The 26,357-nt window shown below is 63.9% G+C and carries 29 protein-coding genes; 10 read left to right on the top strand and 19 right to left on the bottom strand.

Going from position 1 to position 26,357, the window contains the following annotated elements:
* Nucleotides 1–116: 116 nt before the first annotated feature.
* On the top strand, nucleotides 117–377 hold the full coding sequence (locus tag L6639_RS20505; RefSeq protein WP_237863445.1) for a hypothetical protein: 261 nt from the start codon (nucleotides 117–119) through the stop codon (nucleotides 375–377).
* Between the two features lie 141 nt (nucleotides 378–518).
* On the opposite strand, the gene L6639_RS20500 is transcribed toward L6639_RS20505, so the two are convergent.
* The 3 genes from L6639_RS20500 to L6639_RS20495 form a co-directional block, all read right to left on the bottom strand.
* On the bottom strand, nucleotides 519–734 hold the full coding sequence (locus L6639_RS20500; protein WP_237863444.1) for a hypothetical protein: 216 nt from the start codon (nucleotides 732–734) through the stop codon (nucleotides 519–521).
* 85 nt (nucleotides 735–819) lie between these two features.
* Entirely contained in the window at nucleotides 820–951 is a 132-nt protein-coding gene (locus L6639_RS43080; RefSeq protein WP_271606962.1) for a hypothetical protein, read from the bottom strand.
* A 119-nt stretch (nucleotides 952–1,070) separates the two neighbouring features.
* Nucleotides 1,071–1,265: a hypothetical protein gene (locus tag L6639_RS20495; RefSeq protein WP_237863443.1), complete on the bottom strand. Its 195-nt coding sequence runs from the start codon at nucleotides 1,263–1,265 to the stop codon at nucleotides 1,071–1,073.
* Between the two features lie 96 nt (nucleotides 1,266–1,361).
* On the opposite strand from L6639_RS20495, the gene L6639_RS20490 reads away from it, so the two are divergent.
* Complete coding sequence (locus tag L6639_RS20490) at nucleotides 1,362–1,874, top strand: DUF4142 domain-containing protein (protein WP_237863442.1); 513 nt, start codon at nucleotides 1,362–1,364, stop codon at nucleotides 1,872–1,874.
* 5 nt (nucleotides 1,875–1,879) lie between these two features.
* On the opposite strand, the gene L6639_RS20485 is transcribed toward L6639_RS20490, so the two are convergent.
* The gene (locus tag L6639_RS20485; protein ID WP_237863441.1) at nucleotides 1,880–2,176 is read right to left on the bottom strand and encodes a hypothetical protein; all 297 of its coding nucleotides are present in this window, start codon (nucleotides 2,174–2,176) and stop codon (nucleotides 1,880–1,882) included.
* Nucleotides 2,177–2,470: 294 nt separating this feature from the next.
* On the opposite strand from L6639_RS20485, the gene L6639_RS20480 reads away from it, so the two are divergent.
* Nucleotides 2,471–8,764 (top strand): HAMP domain-containing protein, encoded by a 6,294-nt coding sequence (locus tag L6639_RS20480; protein ID WP_237863440.1) that lies wholly within the window; start codon nucleotides 2,471–2,473, stop codon nucleotides 8,762–8,764.
* A 14-nt stretch (nucleotides 8,765–8,778) separates the two neighbouring features.
* Nucleotides 8,779–10,272, top strand: coding sequence for an HWE histidine kinase domain-containing protein (locus L6639_RS20475; protein WP_237863439.1), 1,494 nt, complete (start codon nucleotides 8,779–8,781; stop codon nucleotides 10,270–10,272).
* On the opposite strand, the gene L6639_RS20470 is transcribed toward L6639_RS20475, so the two are convergent.
* On the bottom strand, nucleotides 10,269–10,490 hold the full coding sequence (locus tag L6639_RS20470) for a hypothetical protein (RefSeq protein ID WP_237863438.1): 222 nt from the start codon (nucleotides 10,488–10,490) through the stop codon (nucleotides 10,269–10,271). The genes L6639_RS20475 and L6639_RS20470 overlap by 4 nt on opposite strands.
* Before the next feature lie 220 nt (nucleotides 10,491–10,710).
* Between L6639_RS20470 and L6639_RS20465 the strand changes: the two genes are divergently transcribed.
* Nucleotides 10,711–10,914 (top strand): hypothetical protein, encoded by a 204-nt coding sequence (locus tag L6639_RS20465; RefSeq protein WP_237863437.1) that lies wholly within the window; start codon nucleotides 10,711–10,713, stop codon nucleotides 10,912–10,914.
* Between the two features lie 95 nt (nucleotides 10,915–11,009).
* A complete protein-coding gene (locus L6639_RS20460) occupies nucleotides 11,010–11,240 on the top strand; it encodes a hypothetical protein (RefSeq protein ID WP_237863436.1) in 231 nt (76 codons plus the stop codon).
* A 71-nt stretch (nucleotides 11,241–11,311) separates the two neighbouring features.
* Here the strand turns inward: L6639_RS20460 and L6639_RS20455 are convergent, their stop codons facing one another.
* The 3 genes from L6639_RS20455 to L6639_RS20445 are packed head-to-tail and all read right to left on the bottom strand — an operon-like array spanning nucleotide 11,312 to nucleotide 11,991.
* Nucleotides 11,312–11,512: a hypothetical protein gene (locus tag L6639_RS20455; protein ID WP_237863435.1), complete on the bottom strand. Its 201-nt coding sequence runs from the start codon at nucleotides 11,510–11,512 to the stop codon at nucleotides 11,312–11,314.
* 35 nt (nucleotides 11,513–11,547) lie between these two features.
* Complete coding sequence (locus tag L6639_RS20450) at nucleotides 11,548–11,757, bottom strand: hypothetical protein (protein WP_237863434.1); 210 nt, start codon at nucleotides 11,755–11,757, stop codon at nucleotides 11,548–11,550.
* A 24-nt stretch (nucleotides 11,758–11,781) separates the two neighbouring features.
* Entirely contained in the window at nucleotides 11,782–11,991 is a 210-nt protein-coding gene (locus tag L6639_RS20445) for a hypothetical protein (RefSeq protein WP_237863874.1), read from the bottom strand.
* Between the two features lie 115 nt (nucleotides 11,992–12,106).
* Between L6639_RS20445 and L6639_RS20440 the strand changes: the two genes are divergently transcribed.
* Nucleotides 12,107–12,373 carry a DUF3072 domain-containing protein gene (locus L6639_RS20440; RefSeq protein ID WP_237863433.1) on the top strand — a complete coding sequence of 89 codons (267 nt, stop codon included), beginning with the start codon at nucleotides 12,107–12,109 and terminating at the stop codon, nucleotides 12,371–12,373.
* A gap of 76 nt (nucleotides 12,374–12,449) precedes the next feature.
* Nucleotides 12,450–12,716, top strand: a complete 267-nt coding sequence (locus tag L6639_RS20435) for a DUF6496 domain-containing protein (protein ID WP_220000580.1) — start codon at nucleotides 12,450–12,452, stop codon at nucleotides 12,714–12,716.
* Between the two features lie 12 nt (nucleotides 12,717–12,728).
* On the opposite strand, the gene L6639_RS20430 is transcribed toward L6639_RS20435, so the two are convergent.
* Nucleotides 12,729–13,091, bottom strand: a complete 363-nt coding sequence (locus L6639_RS20430; protein WP_237863432.1) for a hypothetical protein — start codon at nucleotides 13,089–13,091, stop codon at nucleotides 12,729–12,731.
* Here L6639_RS20430 and L6639_RS20425 point away from each other — a divergent pair.
* Nucleotides 13,090–13,329 (top strand): hypothetical protein, encoded by a 240-nt coding sequence (locus tag L6639_RS20425; protein WP_237863431.1) that lies wholly within the window; start codon nucleotides 13,090–13,092, stop codon nucleotides 13,327–13,329. The two genes, L6639_RS20430 and L6639_RS20425, sit on opposite strands and share 2 nt — an antisense overlap.
* Nucleotides 13,330–13,349: 20 nt before the next feature.
* Here the strand turns inward: L6639_RS20425 and L6639_RS20420 are convergent, their stop codons facing one another.
* Nucleotides 13,350–14,888 carry a Do family serine endopeptidase gene (locus L6639_RS20420; protein ID WP_237863430.1) on the bottom strand — a complete coding sequence of 513 codons (1,539 nt, stop codon included), beginning with the start codon at nucleotides 14,886–14,888 and terminating at the stop codon, nucleotides 13,350–13,352.
* Nucleotides 14,889–15,100: 212 nt separating this feature from the next.
* Between L6639_RS20420 and L6639_RS20415 the strand changes: the two genes are divergently transcribed.
* A complete protein-coding gene (locus L6639_RS20415; RefSeq protein WP_237863429.1) occupies nucleotides 15,101–15,934 on the top strand; it encodes a universal stress protein in 834 nt (277 codons plus the stop codon).
* 21 nt (nucleotides 15,935–15,955) lie between these two features.
* Here the strand turns inward: L6639_RS20415 and L6639_RS20410 are convergent, their stop codons facing one another.
* The 9 genes from L6639_RS20410 to tkt form a co-directional block, all read right to left on the bottom strand.
* Complete coding sequence (locus L6639_RS20410; RefSeq protein WP_237863428.1) at nucleotides 15,956–16,168, bottom strand: hypothetical protein; 213 nt, start codon at nucleotides 16,166–16,168, stop codon at nucleotides 15,956–15,958.
* 178 nt (nucleotides 16,169–16,346) lie between these two features.
* On the bottom strand, nucleotides 16,347–18,218 hold the full coding sequence (locus tag L6639_RS20405) for a putative bifunctional diguanylate cyclase/phosphodiesterase (protein WP_237863873.1): 1,872 nt from the start codon (nucleotides 18,216–18,218) through the stop codon (nucleotides 16,347–16,349).
* Between the two features lie 2 nt (nucleotides 18,219–18,220).
* Nucleotides 18,221–19,372 (bottom strand): FIST signal transduction protein, encoded by a 1,152-nt coding sequence (locus tag L6639_RS20400; RefSeq protein ID WP_237863427.1) that lies wholly within the window; start codon nucleotides 19,370–19,372, stop codon nucleotides 18,221–18,223.
* A 178-nt stretch (nucleotides 19,373–19,550) separates the two neighbouring features.
* Nucleotides 19,551–20,279, bottom strand: a complete 729-nt coding sequence (rpe, locus tag L6639_RS20395) for a ribulose-phosphate 3-epimerase (RefSeq protein ID WP_237863426.1) — start codon at nucleotides 20,277–20,279, stop codon at nucleotides 19,551–19,553.
* On the bottom strand, nucleotides 20,276–21,208 hold the full coding sequence (cbbX, locus tag L6639_RS20390; RefSeq protein WP_237863425.1) for a CbbX protein: 933 nt from the start codon (nucleotides 21,206–21,208) through the stop codon (nucleotides 20,276–20,278). Before cbbX ends, rpe begins: the two co-directional genes overlap by 4 nt.
* 99 nt (nucleotides 21,209–21,307) lie before the next feature.
* Nucleotides 21,308–21,715 (bottom strand): ribulose bisphosphate carboxylase small subunit, encoded by a 408-nt coding sequence (locus L6639_RS20385; protein ID WP_237863424.1) that lies wholly within the window; start codon nucleotides 21,713–21,715, stop codon nucleotides 21,308–21,310.
* A gap of 11 nt (nucleotides 21,716–21,726) precedes the next feature.
* A complete protein-coding gene (locus L6639_RS20380) occupies nucleotides 21,727–23,187 on the bottom strand; it encodes a form I ribulose bisphosphate carboxylase large subunit (protein WP_237863423.1) in 1,461 nt (486 codons plus the stop codon).
* Between the two features lie 31 nt (nucleotides 23,188–23,218).
* Nucleotides 23,219–24,304 (bottom strand): class II fructose-bisphosphate aldolase, encoded by a 1,086-nt coding sequence (gene fba / locus L6639_RS20375; RefSeq protein ID WP_237863422.1) that lies wholly within the window; start codon nucleotides 24,302–24,304, stop codon nucleotides 23,219–23,221.
* A 14-nt stretch (nucleotides 24,305–24,318) separates the two neighbouring features.
* Nucleotides 24,319–26,340 (bottom strand): transketolase, encoded by a 2,022-nt coding sequence (gene tkt, locus L6639_RS20370; protein WP_237863421.1) that lies wholly within the window; start codon nucleotides 26,338–26,340, stop codon nucleotides 24,319–24,321.
* Nucleotides 26,341–26,357: the final 17 nt, after the last annotated feature.

Below are 26,357 nucleotides of genomic sequence, written 5' to 3'. Positions count from 1 at the left end.
TATTGATTTTGCATGGTATTTTTACTCAACTGGCGATTTTTTGGACTCTTGGGGAACTCGCGCCAACGCCGTCCGTTGAGTAAACTACTCAACTTACTCACTTCGCGTGATGGACCATGAATGACCTTCGCGCCGATCGCCTCCAGGTCATGCTTTCTCCGGAAGAGCTGGCCGCAGTTGACGATTTCCGGTTCAAGCACCGCATGCCGACGCGCGCCGCCGCGGTCCGCGAACTGCTAAAGTTCGGGCTCGCGGCCGCGGGCATCGAGACGAGCGTAGGCGCGTCAGCAGGCATCAAATCAAGCGAATTTGGTGTGTTCGGCCGCGGTCCCGACGGACACACGCCGACGAAGCCCGAGGGCGAAGCCGAGGATTGATTCCCGGACCACTCATAAACAAAACGACCCCGGCACGGGGGGTGCCAGGGCCGTCCTTGGAGATTGCTTCCGGAGCACCGGGGGCATGTCACCGGAAGCAATGAGTCGACTCTTCGTGGGAGGATTCGTTCCTGGTGAATTCTAGCCGCTCGGAGCAGCGCCGGAATCATCCGGCGTCATGCCCGAGCCCGGCGTCTTGCTGTTGTCGTTGAGCTCGGGATCGCGCGTCGCTTCTCGCGACGGCGAACCGTTCTGACCGTTCTGATCCGTCTTGTGCACGGTCTGCGCACGCTGCTTGTCGCGCGGCTGATCCTCAGCGCGCTTGTCCTTGACGATGCCGTGGTCGTAATGTGCCATGATGTCCTCTCGCTTCTTCCGATGCCTCGAAGCGCTTACGCTTCCATGCATCGAATGTTCCTACGAGAGCGAGAGGCCCGCGGCGCTAGCTGTGCGCCGCGTGCACCGCCACGGATGCGTTTTCCTGATGCACCTGCCGGACCGTCGTCACCGTCGCAAACGCGACCGAAACGCCAAAGGCGAGGATGAGTGAGAGAAGTGCCAGACGTGGAGCCATCGCAAAACCTCCTTCTGGAATTGAAAAATCAATGCGACCGACTATTCCCGGATGATCGTTGATTGTTGCAGCTCATTCCGTGAGCGGTGTCACACGCAGACGCACGAAAACGAGAGCGATCAGGCGCCCTGGCTTTGCAAGACGCTGACCTTGACGGGCGGGACTTCGCCATCGAGCCAGTCCTGCTCTTTCGCCAAAGCCGTCCAGGCATCCGCCATGCGCGAGTATCTGTTGTAGGCCGGCTGCCCTTCCGATCGCTCGGCGAGTTGCAGGCAGTTCTCAGCGTTATCCCTGAAGATGTCTGACTGTTTCATGAACAAGAATTGGGTACGGAACCCCGCACCCGCAACCGCCCTTACGGGATCGTAACCTCCGCCGGAACTTTGCACGTTACTGGTCATTACATCACCATGCGGATATTTGTCGCGATCATCATGGCCTTGATCAGCACCGCGGCGCTTGCCGACAGCACCGGCGAGCAAATGCGCGGAGATCGCGTTCCCAATGCCACCGACGTCATCAGCGGCCTCTACGCCTTCGGCCGCTTCCAGCAAGGCTTGTTGGAGAGTACCGACCTGAAAGGCAATGCGGAAGTCAAGAACCTCGCTGCGCTTCGCGCCGAAGAGGCGGCCAAGCGCGACAAGGCATTGAAGGAGATCCAGGATGCGATCGGCGCCGAGCCGCGTCTGAGCAAGGCGACGTCAGCCGGCATCGACCTCGCAAAGCCCGATGATGCCGAGGGGCCGGCCTATGTCAGAACCTTCTATGCCGCCCAGATCCCCGAATACGAATCCGCGATCAACCTGCTGGAGCGCTATCTGAGGACGCCTGACAGTCCCGCGCTCGCGGCCTTCGCCCGCGAGCATCTTCCGGTGCTGCGCGCGCAGTTGAAGGACGCCCAGCGCACCATGGCCGACAAATAGCGGCCCTACTTGTCCTCCGGATGATGCTGCTGATCCATGGGGCGCACCGTGCGATTGCTGCCCGGCATGTTGTCCCGGCCAGCATCGCCATTGGCGTCCTTGCCGCCCGAGGACGAGGTGCCGCTGCCACTGGGGTTCGACTTGGTGGCGGCCCCAGTGGTCTGCGAACCCGCATGCGGCGTGGCGGAGCTGGCAGCCGGATCTCCGGTCGCGGCGCCGCGCCCGCTGGGCGCGCCGGCCTGCGCCAGCGCAGATCCCGTTGCGAACATCGCGGCGATGAGGACGCCCAATCCAGCTTTCATATGCGCTCTCCCTGTGTTTGCAGGGCTAACCTCAGGACCTCTCCCGGCGTTCCTAGTGGATGGCGGGAGTTTCGAAATTGGAACAGCGCGAGCCCCACCCTAAGGGCTGAGAAATTTTAGGTAATCTGATGGAACTCTCGATAACCTTCCCGGTTAGTTTGACCGGGCTGAGCACGGCAGGTTCCAATTCCCAGCGTCGCAACCTTGGCGCTTGATTTCGAATTTGGCTGACGCTCTAGTTTGATCAGGCGCGTCACGCCACAGGATTCGGCCGACGCTTGCGGGGGAATCAGTATGAGCGACCTCGATCCCGGAACTGCATCACGGTCCGGTCGTCGCGTTCCAAAACCCAAACCCAACGGCACCTCAGAGCCGGATTCCCGGCAGGAACTGCTGCTCGCGCTCCAAGCCATGCGCAGCGGCGATTTCTCCGTTCGCATGAGCGGCGACTATCTCGGCATCGACGGCAAGATCGCCGACACGTTTAACGAAATCATCGCAGCCAACCAGCGCATGGCCCAGCAGCTCGAGCTGGTCGGCCAGGTGGTGGGACGCGAAGGCAAGACGCGTCAACGCGTCAAGTTCGGCCTCGCCTCCGGCTCCTGGGCCGATATGGAAGGCTCCGTCAACACGCTGATCGACGATCTGCTCTGGCCGACGCGCGAGGTGACGCGCGCCGTGGCGGCCGTGGCGCAGGGCGACCTGCTTCAGACCGTCAAGCTCGACGTCGACGGCCGCCCGCTGCGCGGCGAATTCCTGCAATCGGCGACCATCGTCAACACGATGATCAAGCAGCTCGGCGTGTTCACCTCCGAAGTGACGCGCGTCGCGCGCGAGGTCGGCACCGAGGGCAAGCTCGGCGGCCAGGCCCAGGTGCCTGAAGTGACCGGCGTCTGGAAAGACCTGACCGAGAGCGTCAACTCGATGGCGAACAACCTGACCAACCAGGTTCGCAACATCGCCGAGGTGACGATCGCGGTCGCCAACGGCGACCTGTCGAAGAAGATCACGGTGGACGTGCGCGGCGAGATCCTACAGCTCAAGGAAGCCATCAACACGATGGTGGATCAGTTGCGCTCCTTCGCCTCGGAAGTGACGCGCGTGGCGCGCGAAGTCGGCACCGACGGCAAGCTCGGCGGCCAGGCCATCGTGCCCGGCGTTGCCGGCACGTGGAAGGACCTGACCGATTCCGTCAACGCGATGTGCGGCAACCTCACCGCACAGGTCCGCAACATCGCCAACGTGACCACCGCCGTGGCGCGCGGCGACCTCTCCCGCAAGATCACCGTGGACGTGCGCGGCGAGATCCTGGAGCTGAAGGACACCATCAACACCATGGTGGACCAGCTCAACTCCTTCGCCTCCGAAGTGACGCGCGTGGCGCGCGAGGTCGGCACCGAAGGCAAACTCGGCGGCCAGGCCCAGGTGCCCGGTGTGGCCGGCACCTGGAAGGACTTGACCGACAACGTCAACTTCATGGCGTCGAACCTGACCGCGCAGGTCCGCAACATCGCCGACGTCGCGACCGCCATCGCTGGCGGCGACCTGTCGAAGAAGATCACGGTGAACGTCTCGGGCGAGATCCTTCAGCTGAAGGAAACGCTCAACACCATGGTCGACCAGCTCAACGCCTTCGCCGGCGAAGTGACGCGCGTCGCCCGCGAGGTCGGCACCGAAGGTCGGCTCGGCGGTCAGGCCAACGTGCTCGGCGTCGCCGGCACCTGGAAGGACCTGACGGAAAGCGTCAACTCGATGGCGTCGAACCTGACGGCGCAGGTCCGCAACATCGCCGAGGTGACGACGGCGGTCGCCGGCGGCGACCTGTCCAAGAAGATCACGGTGGACGTGCGCGGCGAAATTCTGGAGCTGAAGGACACCATCAACACCATGGTGGACCAGCTCAATGCCTTCGCCGGCGAAGTGACGCGCGTGGCGCGCGAGGTGGGCACCGAAGGCAAGCTCGGCGGCCAGGCCCAGGTGCGCGGCGTCGCCGGCACCTGGAAGGATCTGACTGACTCGGTCAACTCGATGGCCTCGAACCTGACCGGCCAGGTCCGCAACATCGCCGAAGTCGCAACCGCGGTCGCCAAGGGCGATTTGTCGAAGAAGATCACCGTGAACGTGTCGGGCGAAATCCTTCAGCTGAAGGAAACGCTCAACACCATGGTCGACCAGCTCAACGCTTTCGCCGGCGAAGTCACCCGCGTCGCGCGCGAGGTCGGCACCGAAGGCAAGCTCGGCGGTCAGGCGCAGGTGCCTGGTGTCGCCGGCACCTGGAAGGACCTCACCGACAACGTCAATTCGATGGCGGGCAACCTCACCGCCCAGGTCCGCAACATCGCCGAGGTCGCGACCGCCATCGCCGGCGGCGACCTCTCGCGCAAGATCACAGTGGACGTGCGCGGCGAAATCCTTCAGCTGAAGGACACCCTCAACACCATGGTCGACCAGCTCAACCGCTTCGCGGGCGAGGTGACGCGCGTGGCGCGCGAGGTCGGCACCGAAGGCCGGCTCGGCGGCCAGGCCAACGTGCCCGGCGTCGCCGGCACGTGGAAGGACCTGACGGACAGCGTGAACTCGATGGCGGGCAACCTCACCGCCCAGGTCCGCAACATCGCCGAAGTCACCACCGCCGTGGCGCGCGGCGACCTCTCCCGCAAGATCACCGTGGACGTGAAGGGCGAAATCCTCGAGCTGAAAAACACCATCAACACCATGGTGGACCAGCTCAACGGTTTCGCCGGCGAAGTGACGCGCGTGGCGCGCGAGGTCGGCACCGAAGGCAAGCTGGGCGGCCAGGCCGAAGTGCCAGGGGTCGCCGGCACCTGGAAGGACCTGACCGATAACGTCAACTTCATGGCCTCGAACCTGACGGCGCAGGTCCGCAACATCGCCGAGGTCGCGACCGCGATCGCCGGCGGCGATTTGTCGAAGAAGATCACGGTGGACGTCCGCGGCGAGATCCTGCTGCTGAAGGACACCCTCAACACCATGGTGGAGCAGCTCCGCTCCTTCGCCGCCGAAGTGACGCGCGTGGCGCGCGAGGTCGGCACCGAAGGCCGGCTCGGCGGTCAGGCCGTCGTGCCCGGCGTCGGCGGCACCTGGAAGGACCTCACCGACAACGTCAACCTGCTCGCTGCGAACCTCACCACGCAGGTCCGCAACATCGCCGAGGTCACCACGGCCGTCGCGCGCGGCGACCTCTCCCGCAAGATCACCGTGGACGTGAAGGGCGAAATCCTCGAGCTGAAAAACACCATCAACACCATGGTGGACCAGCTCAATGCCTTCGCCGGCGAAGTCACGCGCGTCGCCCGCGAAGTCGGCACCGAAGGCGAGCTCGGCGGTCAGGCTCAGGTGCCTGGCGTCGCCGGCACCTGGAAGGACCTCACCGACACCGTCAACTTCATGGCGGCGAACCTCACCGAGCAGGTCCGCGGCATCGTCAAGGTGGTGACCGCGGTCGCCAACGGCGACCTCAAGCAGAACCTCACCGTGAAGTCGAAGGGCGAAGTCGCGGCGCTCGCCGACACCATCAACAACATGACCGAGACGCTCGCGACCTTCGCCGACCAGGTGTCGTCGGTGGCGCGCGAGGTCGGCGTCGAAGGACGGCTGGGCGGTCAGGCCGACGTGCCCGGCGCAGCCGGCACCTGGAAGGACCTCACCGGCAACGTCAACCTGCTGGCGGCCAACCTCACCTCACAGGTGCGCGCGATCGCGGAAGTTGCGACCGCCGTGACCAAGGGCGACCTCACCCCGTCGATCCAGGTCGATGCCCGCGGCGAGCTCGCCGAGCTCAAAGACAACATCAACACGATGATCACGAATCTCCGTCTAACGACGGAGCTGAACACCGAGCAGGACTGGCTGAAGACCAACCTCGCCAAGTTCACCAACATGCTCCAGGGCCAGCGCGATCTCGCCACCGTCGGCCGGTTGCTGCTGACCGAGCTGTCACCGCTGGTGAACGCCCACACCGGCGTGATCTACCAGGTCGAGAACGAAGACAGTCCGCAGTTGCTGCTGCTCGCCTCCTATGCCGGCGACGGCGTCTACCCCTATCAGCGCGTGCTGCAATTCGGCGACGGCCTGATCGGCCAGTGCGCGGTCGACCGACGTCCGCGCGTCGTCGCCGACATCCCCGCCGACGTGGTGCCGATCAACTCGGCGCTGCTGCGCGTCGCGCCGAAGAACCTCGTGGTGCTGCCGGTGCTGTTCGAGGGCCAGGTCAAGGCGGTGATCGAGCTCGCCTCGCTCACCTCGTTCACGACCTCGCAGATGACGTTCCTGGAGCAGCTCACCGACTCCATCGGCATCGTGCTCAACTCGATCGAAGCGACGATGCAGACCGAAGGCCTGCTCAAGCAATCGCAGCAGCTCGCCGGCGAGCTCCAGACCCAGCAGCGCGAATTGCAGCAGACCAACGACCAGCTCGAGCAGAAGGCGCAACAGCTCGCCGAACGCAATGTCGAGGTCGAGCGCAAGAACCAGGAGATCGAGCAGGCCCGCCGCGCGCTCGAGGAAAAGGCGACCGAGCTCGCGCTGACCTCGAAGTACAAGTCGGAATTCCTCGCCAATATGAGCCACGAGCTGCGCACACCGCTGAACTCGATCCTGATTCTCGGACAGCAGCTGACCGACAATCCGGACGGCAACCTCTCGGCCAAGCAGGTCGAGTTCGCCCGCACCATCCACGGCGCCGGCACCGACCTCCTCAATCTCATCAGCGACATTCTCGATCTCTCCAAGATCGAGTCGGGAACGGTGACTGTCGATGCCGAGGAAATCCTCACCGCCAACCTGCTCGAGACGGTCGGACGGCCGTTCCGGCACGAGGCGGAGAACCGCAATCTGTCGTTCAAGATCGACGTCGATCCGAACCTCGCCCGCAGCATCGTCACCGACTCCAAGCGCCTGCAGCAGGTGCTGAAGAACCTGCTCTCCAACGCCTTCAAGTTCACTGGCGAAGGCGAAGTGCGACTCAAGGTCGCCGGCGCGCTCGGCGGCTGGGGTCCCGATCACCCGGTCCTGAACTCGGCGCCGGCCGTGATCGCGTTCGAGGTCTCCGACACCGGCATCGGCATCCCGCTGGAGAAGCAGAAGCTGATCTTCGAGGCGTTCCAGCAGGCGGACGCCGGCACCAGCCGCAAATATGGCGGCACCGGTCTTGGCCTTGCGATCAGCCGCGAGCTTGCAAGCCTGCTCGGCGGTGAAATCCATCTGCGCAGCGCACCCGGCAAGGGCTCGACCTTCACGCTATACCTGCCGCTGAAATATTCCGGTCCGACGCTGGCACCGCGCGCGCCCGCGGCGCAGCAGTATAATCAGACACCTGCACTGCAGCCGACGACAGCGACACCCGAACGCGTCATCGAGCAGCTGCCCGACGACCGCCTCAATATCGAGCCCGGCGACAGCATCCTCTTGATCGTGGAGGACGACCCGCATTATGCGCGGATTCTGGTCGACCTCGCGCGGGACAAGGGCTTCAAGGTTCTGGTCGCCGCGCGCGGCGCAGAGGCGCTTGAACTGGCGAAACAGTATCAACCGCGCGCCGTTTCGCTCGACGTGTTCCTGCCCGACATGCTCGGATGGACGGTGCTGAGCCAGCTCAAGCACAATCCGCTGACGCGCCACATCCCGGTGCAGATCATCACGCTCGACGAGGACCGCCAGCATGCGCTGGCCCGCGGCGCCTTCTCCTTCGTCAACAAGCCGACGACGACCGAGGGCGTTGCCGCAGCGCTGACGCAGATCAAGGAATATGCGAGGCCGCGCCGCAAACGGCTCCTGATCGTCGAGGACAACGAGGCCGAGCAGCTGTCGATCCGCGAGCTGCTGCACCACGACGACATCGAGATCGTCACCACCGATACCGGCGCGGGCGCACTCTCGACACTTCGCGAGGCGCCGTGCGATTGCGTGGTGCTCGATCTACGCCTGCCCGACATGAGCGGCTTCGAGGTTCTGGAACAGATCCGCCGCGACGAGGCACTGTCGAACGTTCCGGTCGTCGTATTCACCGGCCGCGAACTCTCGGCGGAAGAAGATGCCGAGCTCCACACCATGGCGCGCAGCATCGTGGTCAAGGGCGTGGAATCGCCCGAACGTCTGCTCGACGAAACCGCTTTGTTCCTGCACCGCGTGATCACCGAGCTGCCGGTCGAGAAGCAGCGCATGCTGGAGAAGCTCAACAGTTCCGACGAGGACCTGATCGGCAAGACCGCGCTCCTGGTCGACGACGACGCCCGCAACATCTTCGCGCTGTCGAGCGTGCTGGAACGGCGCGGCATGAAGGTGCTGACGGCGACCACCGGCCGCGAGGCGGTGACGCTGGTTGAATCCAACCCGGAAATCGCCATCGTGCTGATGGACATCATGATGCCGCAGATGGATGGCTATCAGACCATCGGCGTGATCCGGGAGAACCCGGCTTTCCTGCGCCTGCCGATCATCGCGCTGACAGCGAAGGCGATGAAGGGCGACCGCGAGAAATGCCTGGAGGCAGGAGCCTCCGATTATCTCGCAAAACCCGTCAACACCGATCAATTGCTGCTTGCAATCCGCATGTGGCTACACCGTTGAGTTTGGATCCGAGAATGGACCACGAAAAGGTCAACATCCTCCTCGTCGACGACCAGCCCGCCAAGCTGCTCGCCTATGAGGTGATCCTGAAGGAACTCGGTGAGAACCTCGTGATCGCCTCGTCCGGCCGGGAGGCGCTGGAGGTGCTGCTCAAGACCGAGATCGCGGTGATCCTGGTCGACGTCTGCATGCCCGAGCTCGACGGCTTCGAGCTCGCCGCCATGATCCGCGAGCATCCGCGCTTCCAGAAGACCGCGATGATCTTCATTTCGGCCATCCAGGTCAGCGACATCGACCGCCTGCGCGGCTACGAGATGGGCGCGGTCGACTACGTGCCCGTACCTGTCATACCGGAAGTGCTGCGCGCCAAGGTCAAGGTGTTTGCCGAGCTCTATCGCAAGACGCGCGAGCTCGAGCGGCTGAACCAGGATCTCGAGGATCGCGTCCGCGCCCGCACGGCCGAGTTGGAGAATTCCACCGCCAAGCTGCGCGAGAGCGAGGAGCGACGCACCATGGCGATCGCCGCGGGCAAGATGGGCTCGTGGGACTGGGATTGGGTCAATGGCGACTGGATGTGGGACGAAGGCCAGTATCGCATTTTCGGCGTGACGCCAGAAACGTTCAGTGTCACATCGGCGAACGTCCAGGCGCTGCTGCATCCCGATGATGCCGACCAGTTCAGCAAGGTCATTGCCGCGTTCAACACCGGCTCGCATGCCTATGAAGGTGAATTTCGCATCTATCGTCCCGATGGCGAAGTGCGCTGGTGCGTCGGCACGGCTGCGGCAACGGTGGATGAGAATGGTCGCGTGGTGCGGGTGAGCGGCGTCACCGTCGATATCACCGAGCGCAAACGCGCCGAGGAACGGCAGAACCTCCTGGCGCGCGAGGTGGATCATCGCGCCAAGAACGCGCTGGCGCTGGCGCAATCGATCGTGCGCCTCACCCGCGCCGACGAGGTCAAGGCCTACGTCAATGCCGTCGAGGGGCGCATCAACGCGCTCGCGCGCGTGCACACCATCCTCTCATTGTCGAGCTGGCAGGGCGCCGAGCTCTCCAAGCTGATCGAGGAAGAACTGGCGCCCTACTCGCTCGGCGGACAGATCAAGCTTGCGGGTCCCGAAGTGCAATTGCTGCCGGCCACGGCGCAGACGCTTGCCCTGGCTCTGCACGAGCTCTTCACCAATTCGGCCAAGTATGGCGCGCTCTCGACGCGGTCGGGACGGCTCGCGATCGGCTGGCAGGCCGAGAACGATCTCCTCACCTTGACGTGGGACGAGACCGGCGGGCCGACGGTCAGGACACCGAAATCGCGCGGCTTCGGGACAAGAAGCCTGCTCGCCAGCGTCGAATCCCAGCTTGGCGGACAGGCTCAATTCGATTGGCGTTCAGAGGGCCTGATGTGCCGTCTCGAAGTCCCCTTGACGCGGACGAGCGCAGCGACATCGGCGGCGCAGGACAAGTTCGAGACCAGCAATTCTCCCGAGCTTCAGCGCGCGTTGGGTTAACGCGACGCGGCAACTTTCAATCGCGACACCGCCCTCAGTTCATCGGCGACGCGCCCTTCGAGCCAGGCTTCCGTTTGCGCGAGATCGCGCAGCGCCCTCGCGTAGCGGCGAGCCGCGCTGCGGTCTGCGCCACGCGGCAGCTTGCGCGCCTTGCGCAATATGTCGGCGGCCGCGTTACGGTAGGCCAGCGATCGGTAGAGAAAGACCACCTTACCCATAGTGAATGTTCCCGTGTTGATGGCTTACATCCTCGCAAGGCCGGCATGAACGTCGGATGAAGCGGATGATGACAAATCCTTTAGGCGGAATGGAACCCGCAATCACGGCACGCGTTTTGATGCCAGATCGATCGGCTGTTCCATGCCCGCAAAAAAGCCGCCAAACAGGTCGCCAAACAGTTCGTCAAGTCTGATCTCTCCCACCGGCGTGATCAAGCTGATGACCCATGCGATGATGGGCGCGGCACTCGGCCTGGTGTTCACGCTCGCACTCATTCTGACCAATCCCGCGGTTGTAGAATTGCTGAACCATGGCGGCCGTGCGGCGGGCTATGTGTTTGTCGCAACGATGGTGACGACTTTTGCCATCGGTGCCTCGTTGACGGGCGTCGTGTTCATCCTCAACGAGGACAAGGACTCCTAAAGCGAGCGTGAAACTCGCGCGGCGATTTTATTCGGAACTCCTGCGGCAAATGGAGGTTGGCTCCTGCGTCAATTCAACTCAGGGAGTTCCCTTACATGAAGACGATCAAGCTCGCTCTCGCCGTGATGTTGGCAACCGGTCTCGCCGCCGCGCCGTTCGCTGCACAGGCCAAGTCGCATAAGAAGCATCACTCGTCCATGTCGCAGACGACGGGCGCCAACATGAAGTCCAAGGGCAGCGAACCGACCCCACAAGGCGGCACCAACCCGGGTACCGACCAGAGCGGCATGACGAACAACAAGAGCGCTCCGAGCAACACCAAGTAAGGTTGCAAGCGAGTTCCGGCGTTCAGGCCCCGCGAGAGCGGGGCCCTTTGCTTGAGCGCTTGAGCATTTTGTCAGGGCCACATGGTCGGCGCGCGGATCAGCGCACCACGACCGGCCTGCTTCAATTCGTCGACCGAGCTGCGCCCCGAACGGACGACGTCGCGCAGTCTCGCGGCAATTCGCTCGCGCGTCGCCGTATCCCACGCGGGTATGTCCGCACAGACTTCATCGAGCACCGCCTGCAGCAGGGCGGTCATTTCGGCATCCGGCATGGACAGGCTCCGGCATGTCGCGTTGCGCGACCGCTTTAGCTGCGTCGGATGTCAGGGATGTTAAGGGGGTGGACTGTAGAGCTCGCCTTCATGAGATGATCAAGCTGCGCCCGCTTGCGCGTGATCAGGAGCTGGGCGGTGGCGTCGTCGAGGCCTTCCCGCTGCAATTGCCTGATAGCGGAGCCCAATTCGAGGATCTCAGCGCGCAGTCTCAGAATCCGGTAGGTGTCCGGGTCTTCCTCCACGGCCGGCCTCCCTCCACGAACGCCTCAGCGGCGTACCGGCCTGCTCTCGTTCTTCAGCGGACGGAGACGCACCCGGTTGCGGATGTCAGGCAACACCTCGCCGCCGCCCGCCGCCTTCCATTCGCTGACCAGCAGGTTGATTTTCCGGCGCAGGTCGATCTGCGCCTGGGCTCGTTCGGTGCAATCGCGGTCGCGATTGACAAGATCGCGCACAGACGCTTCGACATCGGCCATCTCCAGCCTCAAGGCGCTGATTTTACGTCGAATTTCATTAATTCTGTTGTCCATGGCTTGTTAGAACAAAATAAGAACATATAGTCAAGCCAGGAATTCAGGATGGAGAGGTGACATGCAGGTTCAGGGTAAATACGACGCCAAGGCTTTTCTGGACGCCAAGACTTTTCCCGACGCCGAGGCTTTTGCGAACGCCAAGGCTTTTCCGGACGCCAAGGCTTTTCTGATGGAACAGATGACCCGGGCGCAGGGTCTGCGGCTGAAGCGGCTGAGCGAAGAGGCCTACCAGCCCGCGCAATACGATCGCGATCTGTCCTTCGCCGAAGCCGCACGCCGCATCCAAATCCTGGAAGCGGAGATCGAGCTCGCGAACTCTTTCTGAGGAGTTCTGTCGCTGAGCGTTTTTGGAACATTGGGTCAGCACTCCTGTTCTCGTCCAGAGCCATGGGAGAGAGCTGATGGCACGGAAGGCAAAGAAGCGCCGCTATTCACGTAGCTCCGGCAGCGATGTCGAGAGCGAGATGCGGCGTTACAAGAAGGGCACCGCAAAGAGCGGTCGCGGCGGACGCGGCGGTCGCGTGAAGAGCCGCAAACAGGCGATTGCGATCGGCCTGTCGAAGGCGCGCAAGAAGGGCAAGAAGGTGCCGAAGAAGGCGTCGAAGCGAAAGACGTCCAAGAAGAAGACGAGCAAGAAGAGCTCGAAGCGTAAATCTTCCAGGCGGTGACGCCGGCCGCCGTCAGATCATGCTGCCGGGCATGAAGCAGCGGATCGAAACGCCGAACACCGTCTTGACCGGCCAGACCATGGTGCGGCCGGCCCGGTTCGGCTCGGTGATCACGGCTTCGTCGGGGACTTCGACCCAAACTCCATCGAGCCGCACCCGGTAATGGCCATTATACGAATCCCAATCGGGATCGGCGACGGCAACGCCGTCGGCATCCGAGCAGCACGGACCAATATGGCTGCGCAAACTGTCGAACCAGGGTTTGAGCGGCGAGTCGGTGAAGCGACCGTCGTCGCGCCCCAGGGCGCTTCCGGTCGACAGCACGAAGGGCGCGACAAGCAGCGCAAGCTTCAGCGAGAGCTTCAATCGATCCATGTCGGCACCGATCAAATGCGAACCACCGGCCGGTTCCACAAATCAGCCGGACGTCCGAAGTTCCACTCGCCTCTGCGGCGTCATTGCCGCCGAAGCACAACATTTCGAAGTCTGCCGGGCGAACGCGGCTTTTTCGGACGAACCCGTCACCATTGCTGCCGTTAACGAGAATGTTATCGATGGGCTGTGGGTATCTCGGGAGGCGCACGAAAAAGGCGGCCCGGAGGCCGCCTTCTGAATTTGCCGTCAAGCTCGAGATCAGGCGAGCGGCACCGCGACGAACCGGGTCGCCTCGGCGTTCTTCACCTGCAACAGCACGCTGTTCTTGCCGGACGATTTGGCCTGCGCCAGCTCGGAGCGGACCTCGCCGACATTGGCGACGGGCTTGCCGCCGACATTGAGGATGACGTCGCCGGTCTGGATGCCACGCTGCGCCGCCGGTCCCTGCGGATCGACTTCGGTGACCACGACGCCGTTCTGTCCGGCCCCCTGGACTTCGCCGGCCGGCGCCAGGCTGAGGCCGAGACGCGGCGTACCGGGGGTCTGCTGCGTCTTGCCGTCGCCGGCGTTGGCCTGCCGCTCGTTCGGCAGCTCGCCAAGGGCGAGCGTCACCGTCTTGCTGTCGCCCTTGTGGACGACGTCGAGCTTCACCGAGGTGCCCGGCGCCAGGGTGGCGATCGTGCGGGCCAGATCGCGGGAGTCCTTGATCGCGGTGCCATTGACCGCAGTGATGACGTCGCCCGCCTCAATGCCAGCCTTCGCTGCCGGGCTGCCATCCTGCGGATTGTCGACGATCGCGCCGCGTGCCGCCTTCAGGCCGAGGCTGTCGGCGATCTCCGCGGTCACCGGCTGCACCTGCACACCAAGCCAGCCGCGGGTGACGGCGCCCTTGTCCTTGAGCTGCGCGACGACGAGCTTTGCGGTCGAGGCGGGAATGTCGAAGCCGATACCGACCGATCCGCCCGAGGGCGAGTAGATCGCCGTGTTCACGCCAATGACGTTGCCGTTCATGTCGAAGGCCGGACCGCCGGAATTGCCCTTGTTGATCGGCGCATCGATCTGGATGAAGTCGTCATAGGGGCCGTTGCCGATGTCGCGGCCGCTGGCCGAGACAATGCCGGCCGTCACGGTGCCGCCGAGGCCGAACGGATTGCCGACCGCGACCACCCAGTCGCCGATCCGCGGCTTCTGGTCGGAGAATTTCACGAACGGAAAGTCCTTCTTGCCGTCGACCTTGATCAGCGCGAGATCGGTCTTCGGATCGGTGCCGACCACCTTCGCGGTGAAGATCGTGCCGTCGTCCATCGTCACCTGCACGGACTCGGCATGGTCGACGACATGATTGTTGGTCACGGCATAGCCGTCGGCCGAGATGAAGAAGCCTGAGCCCTCGCCCGTGATCATCTGGTGCCGCTGGCGCGGCATGCCGTTCATGCCACCCGGACCGCGGAAGCCGAACTGCCGCGAGAACTGGTCGAATGGGGAATCTTCGTCCTGATCCATCCGGTTCTGTTGCAGCATAGCGCTCTTGTCGTTGTCCTGGTCGATTTTCACCCGCACCGAAATGACGGCCGGCTTGACCTTGCTGACAAGGTCGCCGAAGCCCGGCGGTGTTGCGGCGCCTTCAGCGGCCTGCGCGGGCGAAATCAGGGAGGACACGCCGAACGGCGTTGAGGCAGGGGAAGCCGCCAGCACGGCCACGCCCAGTGCGGCCACCGTGCCAAGCAGCGCGAGCCGGCGCGGCTTCAGAATTGTAGGGGTCTTCTTGGTGGTGTCGGAATTGACGCGATCGATCATGTCGAAATGTCCATGTTGGGTAAGTCGCCTTGCCGCCAAGATGGACGTCGCCACCTTACCGCGTCCCGTCCACGCGATTAATTCTTGGCAAAGAAAGTGCGGCGGGCGGCCGCAGGGCAAAATCCTGGCCGCACATTTGATACAGCTCAACGCGAGCCCTTCGGGCGGTGAAAAACTGCCTCTATCGGATGATGTCCATCAAAGGGGCCGCCATGTACAAAGACATTCTCGTCCACATCCCGACCGAACGACCGATGCGCGCCGTCATTGATGGCTCGATCTCGCTCGCAGCCGGCCTCAATGCCCATGTCGATGCAGTCGCGGTCGGCTATGTTGCAAGCACTACGGCCTACGTGATGGAAGGCGGTGCTGCCGTGGCGGCCGTGTTCGAGATGGAACGCGAGCGCGCGCTCGAGCGGGCCGAAGCTGCGCTGGCAGTCTTCAGAAGCGAAGCGGGCAACGCCGATATCTCCTGCACCTGCCATCCGATCGGCGCGATTCCGGTGGATGCAGCCGGTTCGCTCGGCGAGATGGCGCGGCTGCACGACCTTAGCGTCGTGCTTCAACCGGATCCCGAGCAGGTGACGTTCGACAACGAGGTCCCGCGCGAGATCCTGTTCCAGGCCGGTGGTCCCGTCCTGTTCCTGCCATACACATTCCGCGGAGCCTTCACGGCGAAGCGGATCGGCATCTGCTGGGACGGCAGCCGCGTCGCGGCGCGTGCGCTCCGCGACGCAGCAACGTTCCTTGCCCGCGCCGAGGAGATCGCGATCATTGCGATCAACGAAGCCGACACCGCCCCCGATGCCTCGGCAAACAATCTGGCCAAGCATCTCGGACGGCGCGGCCTCTCGCCCCGCACGATCAGCCTGTCGGCCACACGCGCCGATATCCAGCCGACCATCCTGTCACTGGCAGCCGACGAAAACCTGGATCTGCTGGTGATGGGGGGCTACGGCCATTCCCGATTGCAGGAACGCTTTCTCGGCGGCGTCACGCGCGCCATGCTGGAAGCCATGACGATCCCGACGCTGATGTCGCACTAGCTAGGACGCAAACGGCCGCCATCACGCCGCGGCGGAAGTCTCCCATGCCGCGGCGGCGATGGCGTCGTCTTCGCGTTGCGCATTGCACGCTTCGAAATGCGCCTTCAGCGCGACCTCGGCAAGATGTTCGAAATGTTCGGCCTGACCGAGCAGCTGCCAGTTCTGCAGCGGCCGATAGGCAGCCTGCTGGCGACAGAGGGACGCCAGCGCGCGGTAGCGACGTACGTTCTCCATGAGACCCTCCCTCGCATTCACATTGGGGCTTATTGCCCTGATTTGCGTCAGGCCGATGGCAGTTATGCAAAACATTTTCTGCGCGCGCCAGCCCGAACAACCTTGGTTTGCTCGAAAAAAATGTGCAGACGCACATTGGTTCCTATCGGCGAAACCGAGTGTGGAATTGATATTACTTTTAGGCGTAGCGGCGGCGTTCGACGTTGATGCCGATCAAATTGAAATAGTGTTCGATCGGTTCCGGCCGCCCGATGAGATAGCCCTGCATTTCCTCACAGGCCTCGCGTTCCAGGAAGGCGCGCTGGGCGTCCGTCTCCACCCCTTCGGCAACAACAGGGATGTACAGGGCGTGTGCGAGGCTCAGCACCGCCCGGACGATCTCGGCCGATTGCGGCGTTGCCTCGAGGTTGGAAATGAAGCTGCGGTCGATCTTGATCTTGTCGAACGGGAATGACTGCAGATAGGACAGTGATGAATACCCGGTGCCGAAATCGTCCATCGCGATCCGGATGCCGAGCGCTTTCAGCCGCCGCAGCAGGTTGAGCGCGCGGGTGAAATCGCCGATCAGCACACCCTCGGTGATCTCGACCTCGAGCCGCGTCGGCGAAAGTCCCGTCTCCAGCAGGATCTGGTGGATGGACCGTTCGAGATCGCCGGCCTGAAACTGGACCGGCGACAAATTGACCGCGACCTGCAATGGCCGCGGCCAGGAGGCCGCTTCCCGGCACGCCTCCCGCAGCACCCATTCGCCGATCGCGATGATCAGCCCGTTTTCCTCTGCGAGCGGAATGAACTGATCCGGCGGCACGAAGCCGCGCGTCGGATGATTCCAGCGCACCAGTGCCTCGAAGCCGATGATCTCGCCATCCATCCGCGCCTGCGGCTGGAAGTAGACCAGCAACTGGTTCTGCTCTACCGCCTGCCGCAGATCGTGCTGTAACAGCCTACGGTCGCGCAGCTCCCGGTCCATCTCGGTTTCAAAGAAACAGACCCTGCCCCGGCCCTCGCGCTTGGCGCGATAGAGGGCAGAATCGGCGTTGGCAAGCAGCGTCGCTGCGTCCACGCCGTCGTCCGGATAGACCGCGATGCCGACGCTGAGGCCGACATGGGACAGAAAATCGTCGACCTCCAGCTCCTTGCCGATCGCCTCGACCATGCGTTCGGCGAGCGAGAGCACGTCTTCGCGCCTGATGTCGTCGGGCATCAGGATCGTGAATTCGTCACCGCCGATGCGGGCGACAAAGGCGCCGTCGGCCTCCGCGACCAGACGTTCGGCGGCAGCCCGCATCATCATGTCGCCGACGGGATGTCCGAACACGTCGTTGACATCCTTGAAGCGGTCGAGATCGAGGCTGAGGACCGCAAAGCTGGTTGAGGCCTCCTGCGCGCGCTCCAGCCGCTCGGCCAGCGCCGTGTTGAAAGCGCTGCGGTTCGGCAGATCCGTGAGCGCATCGTGACGCGCCAGATGGCTGATCCGCGCCTCGTTGTTGATCCGTTCGGTGACGTCCTCGATCACGCCGACCAGATATTGCGGCGCGCCGTTCCCGTCGCGGACCAGCAGCTTGCGCGAATTGACCACACGATCGGGACCGTTGACGCCGACCTCGAGCAGATGCCCTTCCAGGAACATCGGCGTGCCGCTATCGACGACACGGCGATCCTGCTCGTTGACGAGGCGGGCGATATCGTCGGGAAAAATCTGCTCCGGAGTCTTGCCCAGCATCTCCTGGCGGGGCATGCCGTAATACTCTTCGCCGGCGCGGTTGAGCAGGATGTAGCGCGAGTCGCGCGCATCCTTGGCGAACACTGCCATCGGGATGTTCTCGATGATACTGTCGAGAAACTCGCGCGCCCGCAACAGGTCCTGCTCGGCGCGCTTGTGCGTCTGCTCGAGCTCCTCGATCATCAGCTTCATGGCGCGGTCGGTACGGCGGCGATCGCGATCGCTCTCCTCGTAGGCCGCGCCGACGAGCTCGCCGAGCCTGGGCAGATCGACCTGCCCGGATTCGTCCGTCGATTGCCTGATCTGCCTTGCCAGCAGGCGATGCATGGTCACGCGGCCGCCTCCGCGATGACAGTGACGGTCATGGTCTGGTTGTGCAGCTCGCAGCGGCGGGTCGCCGCGGGTGGCGCGATCTCGCCATAGGAGTAGAAGCCGATCCGGGTGACGTCCTCGCCGAGCTCGGCGGCAACCGCATCGAGCTCATCCTGAGTGCGCTGCCCCATCACCTTGCGACGGCCGGTGCAGCTCACGAGGATCGCGAGCTTGTCGCCCACGACCTCGTCCGCGAGAGCGTTGCGCGCCTGTCGGCCGGCCTCCCCTGCACCTGCGGCGAGACTATCGAAATTGGCGCGCATCAGCTGAGCGGTGCATCCTTCCGGAATATCGGCCGCAAATGTCAGCGTGCCGGCATTGCGATCCACTGCAAACACGGAGCGCACGATCTGTCGTTCAGGCGCGGCCTCGTCATGGATGCGCAATGGAAATGCAAGACCCGAGCCCGGCATCGCGGCGGCCTCTTCCTCCCCGAGATAGCGGGTGTAGAGGTCGAGCGGCCGCTCGCCGTCGAGCTCGACCACGACAGGGCCGTCCGACTTTGTGACCTTGCGCCGCGGGCCGAACACGTCCCAGCCCCCGGCGCAGCCATGCGCGAAGCGGAAGGACGCACCATAGAAACCGATCGCGGCAACTCGGTTCGGCTGCGGCTCGCCATCGGCGCCAACCAAGGTTTGCTCCATCCTGGTGCCATCGCCGGCGAGGCCACCGGTCACCAGCAAGTCGGGCCCAAGCACGTCAGTGATACCAGCAATCAGTTCACTGCCGTTGACGTTCAAGCCTTCGCAGAGGACGAAGACACCGGCGAGATCCGGCGCCGCCAGCTGGCGGGCGAAACGCATGCCGCAAGTCCGCGACGCCTCGCGGGATTCGATTGTCTCGTTCACGACCCGCACTTGTGTCCGAGCGAAATGCAGGGCGACGGCGACGATGACGTCGTCGGCGATGTCGTCGCCATGGATCTGGCCACCCGTGCTGCAACCGACGATGTGGCTGTCGGGATAAAATCCGCGCAGCTCGCGATAGCGCTCGCCGCCCGCCAGTCCCTCTCGGCTGCCGAAATAAAGGACGAGCTGAGGCAGCTCGCGCAGGGCACTCGCTCCGCGCCAGCCATGGGCAGCATTCCAGTGGCGATATTGAATCTGCATCCCACGCTCTCTGCGGTCCTTGAACCACAGATTGTGACCCGGCGCATTGCGTCGCCGTTAATCGAGCGCCTGCTTTACCGCCATTGGTTACCCCGGCATGAAAGCCGTCGCCAATTCGCGATCTATTCCCCGTAGGAGCCCGGAGAATCGCCGCATGCATGCGCGACGCCTCCGTATTCTACCGGACGAGCACGCGCTCTCCGGGCTGCGCGGAACTATCATGCCGCTTCGGAACCCTGCCGGCCTCCGCAGCAACCCTGATGGCCGCGACGTTGGCGGCATAATCGGCGCTGCTCTTGCCGCGGAACACGGCGGAACCCGCCACCAGCGTATCAGCGCCTGCGGCGGCAATCGCAGCAGCATTGTCGCGCGTGACACCGCCGTCAACCTCGAGCCGGATCGGTCGCCCGCCGATCATGTTGCGGATGCGTGCGATCTTCTCGAGCTGGGAACCGATAAATGATTGGCCACCGAAGCCCGGGTTGACCGTCATCACCAGCACCAGATCGAGACGATCGAGCACATATTCGAGCGCGCTCTCGGGCGTCGACGGGCACAGGCTGACGCCGGCTTTCTTGCCGAGGGCGCGGATCGCCTGGAGCGAGCGGTCGAGATGCGGGCCGGCTTCTGCATGAATAGTGATGACGTCGGCGCCCGCCTTCGCGAACGCCTCGAGATAAGCATCGGCAGGCGCGATCATCAGATGCACGTCGAAGATCTTCTTCGTCATCGGCCTGACCGCCTTGATGATGTCAGCGCCGAAACTGATGTTCGGAACGAAGTGCCCATCCATGATGTCGCAATGGATCCAGTCGGCGCCTGCAGCGTCAATTGCCGCGATCTCCTCGCCGAGGCGTGCGAAATCCGCTGCCAGGATCGACGGGGCTATAATGATCTCCTTGCTCATGGCTTCGCACTCCGTGCATCGGCCCCGCCGCTGAAGACGCGGCTCGCCAGGACATCGATGGGATCGATCGTTTCGAGATCGGCAACATCGAGCATGCGGTCGAGATCAGACACAAGGCGATCGGCCTGCCGCAGGCGGATGCGATCGACCGCGTTGCGGATCGAGCGTGCGTTGGAGAAGAACGGCTGGGTCCGACGTAGTGCAAGGTATCTCTCGAACGCCTCGCGTGCGGCAGCCGAGAAGCGATAGCCGCGCTCCTTCAGCATCAGCTCCGCGATGACCAATAGCTCGGCCTCCGCATAATCAGGAAATTCGATGTGATGGGCAATGCGCGAGCGAAAGCCGGGGTTGGAGGCAAAGAAGCTCGTCATGCGCTCGCCATAACCGGCGAGGATCACGACGAGGTCCTCGCGCTGGTTCTCCATCACCTGGAGCAGGATCTCGATCGCCTCCTGGCCATAGTCGCGTTCGTTGTCGGGGCGGTGCAGGTAATAGGCCTCGTCGATGAACAGCACGCCGCCCATCGCCTTCTTCAGGATCTCCTTGGTCTTCGGCGCGGTATGACCGATATATTGCCCGACCAAATCGTCACGCGTCACCGAGATCACCTGCCCACGCCGCACGAAGCCGAGCCCGTGCAGGATTTTTGCCATGCGCAGCGCCACGGTGGTCTTGCCGGTGCCGGGATTCCCGGTGAACGACATGTGCAGCGTGGGCGGCGCCGATGCGAGCCCCACGCGCTGACGGATGCGTTCGATCAGCAGCAATGATGCGATCTGTCGCACGCGGCTCTTGACCGGCTTCAGGCCGATCAACTCCCGCTCGAGCTGCTGCAGCGTGTCGGTGATCCCGGCCGCCTCGGCCTCCTTGCGGAGATCGAAATGGGTTTCGTTCGGCTCCGATGTCGTGGCGCGGGGAACGTCGAGCATGGCTGGCCTCGAAGAAAAGAGCTTCGCCGCGGGGGGAGCGGCGAAGCAGTGGTCCGCCAAGGAAACGGAGCAGGGAGCGCTCCGCGCGGAAAGGAATGGCTACTGCTCGGCGTGGGCTGCAGGCTTGCGCACCGTGGTGTAGCGGATCGCACGGCCGCCGACCTCCTGCCGCACCAGCTCGAACTCGGCCTCCTTCGGCGGCCGATTGACGATGAAGGAGATCCGCACCGATTCCCAACCGTGGCTGGAATCGAAACCGCTGATGCGGATGTAACGGTCGCCGTACACCCTGCGACACTCGGCGAGCTCCATCATCACGCCGGCGGCGTCCTGGAGATCGAACATCGGCAGGCCCCACATCTCCCAATAGGTGTTGCGGGGATGCGGATCGTCGGTGAACTCGATATTCACCGCCCAGCCGTTGGCAAGGCAGTATTGCACCTGCTTGTAGATCTGGTCGTCGGTGAGATCAGGCAGGAACGAGAAGCAGCCCTGGGTCAGTTTCATGTCAAAGCTCCTCAGACGGTTTCCAGCGCCGTCGGCACGAAGTCCGGCGTGTCGGTGGATTGATAATTGAAGGTGACGTCCTTCCAGACCTCGAGCGCCGACTTCAGCGGCGTGCAGGTTTGGGCTGCCTTGGCCAGGATCTCCGGCCCTTCATGGACGTAGTCGCGGCCCTCGTTACGGGCGAGGATCATGGCTTCCAGCGCCACGCGGTTGGCGATCGCACCGGCCGCGATGCCCATGGGATGGCCGATGGTGCCGCCGCCGAATTGCAGCACGACGTCCTCACCGAGCAGATCGAGCAGTTGATGCATCTGGCCGGCATGGATGCCGCCGGAGGCGACCGGCATCATCTTGTTCAGGCTCGCCCAGGACTGATCGAAGAAGATGCCGTGCTCGAGCCTGGTTGGATTGAACTCCTCGCGACAGACATCGTAATAGCCACGGGTGGTGTTGGGATCGCCTTCGAGCTTGCCGACCACCGTGCCGGCATGGATGTGGTCGACACCCGCGAGCCGCATCCATTTGGCGATGACGCGGAACGATACGCCGTGGCTCTTCTGCCGCGTGTAGGTCGAGTGACCGGCGCGATGCAGATGCAGGATCATGTCGTTGCGGCGTGCCCATTTCGCCATGGACTGGATCGCGGTGTAGCCGATCACGAGATCGATCATGACGATGCACGACCCGAGCTCTTTGGCGAACTCCGCGCGCTCGTACATATCCTCCATCGTAGCAGCGGTGACGTTGAGGTACGTGCCCTTGACCTCGCCGGAGGCCGCCTGCGCGCGGTTCACGGCCTCCATGCAATAGAGGAAGCGGTCACGCCAGTGCATGAAGGGCTGCGAGTTGATGTTCTCGTCGTCCTTGGTGAAGTCGAGCCCGCCCTTCAGCGCCTCATAGACCACGCGGCCATAGTTGCGGCCCGATAGCCCGAGCTTCGGCTTCACGGTTGCGCCCAGCAGCGGACGGCCGAACTTGTCGAGCCGCTCGCGCTCGACCACGATGCCGGTTGCGGGGCCCTGGAACGTCTTCACATAGGCGACCGGGAAGCGCATGTCTTCCAGCCGTAGCGCCTTCAGCGGCTTGAAGCCGAACACGTTGCCGATGATCGATGCCGAGAGGTTCGCGATCGAGCCGGGCTCGAACAAATCGAGGTCATAGGCGATGTAGGCGAAATACGATCCCGGCGTGCCCGGCACCGGGTCGACGCGGTAGCACTTCGCGCGATATTTCTCGGCCGCGGTCAGGCGATCGGTCCACACCACCGTCCAGGTTGCGGTGGAGGACTCGCCGGCCACTGCAGCCGATGCCTCGATCGGGTCCACCCCATCCTGCGGCGTGACGCGGAACAGCGCGATGACGTCGGTGTCCTTCGGCGTGTATTCGGGCTCCCAATAGCCCATGCGCGCGTATTCCATCGTGCCCGAGCGATAGCGCTCTTTGCCGCGGACGGTTCCAGCATGTGCGTTCATGGCTCTCTCCTGCTCTTCTCTCTCTGAATGACTAGGCTGCGACCGGCTCGCGCGTGCCGGTGCGCGGGTCGAGCTCGCCGATGCGGTAGCGCCGTGCCATCTCGTTCAACGGAACCACCTTGATCTTACTGGCATGGCCCGCGGTGCCGAACTGCTCGAAACGGTCGCGGCAGAGCTCGCGCATCGCATCCATCGCGGGCTTGAGGAATTTGCGCGGATCGAACTCGGAGCGCGATTGTGCAGCCACTTTCCGGAACACGGCTGTCATGGCCAGGCGGCAATCGGTATCGATATTGACCTTGCGCACGCCGCTCTCGATGCCGCGCACGATCTCCTCGACCGGCACGCCCCAGGTCTGCGGCATCTCGCCGCCGAACTGGTTGAACATGTCCTGAAGCGGCTGCGGCACCGACGAGGAGCCGTGCATCACCAGATGCGTGTTCGGCAGCCGCCGATGGATCTCCTCGACCACCCGCATCGCCAGGATATCGCCGTCAGGCTTGCGGCTGAACTTGTAGGCGCCGTGCGAGGTGCCCATCGCGATGGCGAGCGCATCGACCTTGGTGGCGCGGACGAAATCGACGGCCTGATCAGGGTCGGTCAACAGCTGGTCGTGGCTGACCTTGCCCTCGACGCCGTGGCCATCCTCCTGCTCGCCGCCGCCGTGCTCGAGCGAGCCGAGCACGCCAAGCTCGCCTTCGACGGAGGCGCCGACCCAATGGGCGAGATCGACCACACGGCGGGTGATCGCGACGTTGTAGTCGTAGTCGGCGGCGGTCTTGGCATCGGCCTTGAGCGAGCCGTCCATCATCACCGAGGTGAAGCCGTTCGCGATGGCCGAGGCGCAGGTCGCCTCGTCATTGCCGTGGTCCTGATGCATGCAGAGCGGGATGTCCGGATAGGTCCGCTCCAGCGCGTCGATCATATGCGAAAGCATGAGATCGCCGGCATAGCTGCGCGCGCCGCGCGAGGCCTGGATGATGACGGGCGCATCGACCTCGGCCGCCGCCTGCATGATCGCGATGCCCTGCTCCATGTTGTTGATGTTGAACGCCGGCACCGCGTAGCCGTGGGACGCGGCGTGGTCGAGCAATTGGCGAAGGGTGATACGGGCCACGGGACTTCCTCCTGTTATGGCTTGCTGACGCGGGCAATCGCCCGGCGGGCAGCTTCGGCGACGCTCTGCGGCGTGATGCCGAACTCGCGGTAGAGCACCGGTGCCGGCGCCGAGGCGCCGAAGCCGCGCATGCCGACGAACTCGCCGTCAGCGCCGATCCAGCGAAACCAATCACCGGCGACCGCCGCCTCGACGCCGACACGTGGCGCGGTGCCGAGAACGGCGGCGCGATAGTCATCCGGCTGCTCCTCGAACAGAGCGAAGCAAGGTGCGGAGACCACGGCCGCGCGGACGTACTCGGTCGCGAGCAGCCGGGCGGCCTCCAGCGCGATCGAGACTTCCGAGCCTGTGGCCATCAACGTCACGTCACGGCCGCCGTCCGGCGAAACGATCACATAAGCACCGCGTGCGACGCGGTTTCGGCCGCGGACATCGCTGCGGAAGGTCGGCAGAGCTTGCCGCGACAAGCACAGCACGGACGGACGATCTTCGCTCGCAAGCGCGCAGTCCCAGGCTTCCAGCGTCTCGACCGCGTCGGCGGGGCGGAACACGAGCAAGTTCGGAATGACGCGCAGCGCGGCGAGATGCTCGACCGGCTGATGCGTCGGCCCATCCTCGCCGAGCCCGATGGAGTCGTGCGTCATCACATGGATGACACGCAGCCGCATCAGGGCCGCAAGGCGGATTGCCGGCCGGCTGTAATCGGAAAACGCGAGGAATGTGCCGCCATAGGGAATGAAGCCGCCGTGCAGCGCGAGACCATTCATCGCAGCGGCCATACCGTGCTCGCGGATGCCGTAGTGGATGTAGTTGCCGGCGAACGCATCGCGCTTGACGGGCGTCTGGGCCTTGGCATGCGTCAGGTTTGAATGCGTCAGGTCTGCCGAGCCACCGACGAAGCCAGGGATGGTCCCCGCGATGCCATCGAGCACCTGTTGCGAGGCTTGCCGCGTCGCGAGCTTGGGACGCTCGGTGGCAAAGCGCTCGCGCAATTTCGCCGAGGCCTGGGCATAGGCGTTCGGCAGGGCAACCGACTTGCCCTCAATGAAGAGGTCGCGCTGGTCGGGCGTCGCGTCTTCGTAGCGGTCGAGCCAGGCGAGGCGTTCGACCTGCCCGCGCTGCCCGATCATCCGCCACGCCTTTGCGACAGGGATCGGCACCACGAAGGGCTGATAATCCCAGCCAAGCGTTCGCCTTGCTGCCGCGGCCTGCTCGGTGCCGAGCGGCGCGCCATGCGCCTTCTCGGTGCCCTGACGGTCCGGTGCGCCATAGCCGATGATGGTGCGGCAGGCGATCAGCGACGGCTTTCCGGTTTCGCGCTCTTCCGCGATCGCCTGAGCAACGGCTTCGGGATCGTGGCCATCAACGCGGCGCACCGACCAGCCTGAAGCCGCGAAACGTGCCAGCTGGTCATCCGAGGTCGCGAGCGACGTCGGCCCATCGATCGAAATGCCGTTGTCGTCGAACAGCACGATCAGGCGGCCGAGCCCAAGATGTCCTGCGAGCGAGATCGCCTCCTGACTGATGCCCTCCATGAGACAGCCGTCGCCTGCGATCACATAGGTGAAGTGGTCCACAAGACCATCACCATGCCGCGCATTGGCCATACGCTCGGCGAGCGCCATACCCACGGCAGTCGCGATCCCCTGCCCCAGCGGACCCGTCGTGGTCTCGACGCCGGGCGTGTGGCCATATTCCGGATGTCCCGGTGTCTTCGAGCCCCACTGCCTGAAGGCCTTGATGTCGTCGAGGCTGACATCACCGCCAGTGAGATGCAGCAACGCGTACAGCAGCATCGAGCCATGGCCCGCCGAGAGGACAAAACGATCGCGATCCGGCCAGTTCGGATGCGCCGAGTCGAATTTGAGGAAGCGCGAGAACAACACTGTCGCGACATCGGCCATGCCCATGGGCAGGCCGGGATGACCGGACTGCGAGGTCTCGATGGCATCGACCGCGAGGAAGCGGACGGCGTTGGCGAGATCGCTGTGCGCGACGGCCGTGAGGTCGGCGTCGGCATGAACCGAAATGTTCATCAGATCCTCCAATTGTC

Origin of the sequence: Bradyrhizobium zhengyangense (assembly GCF_022012555.1) — a bacterium.
Taxonomy (GTDB): domain Bacteria; phylum Pseudomonadota; class Alphaproteobacteria; order Rhizobiales; family Xanthobacteraceae; genus Bradyrhizobium; species Bradyrhizobium zhengyangense.
The sequence above is the reverse complement of the archived record's forward strand: the minus strand, read 5'-3'. Positions and strand labels throughout refer to the sequence as shown.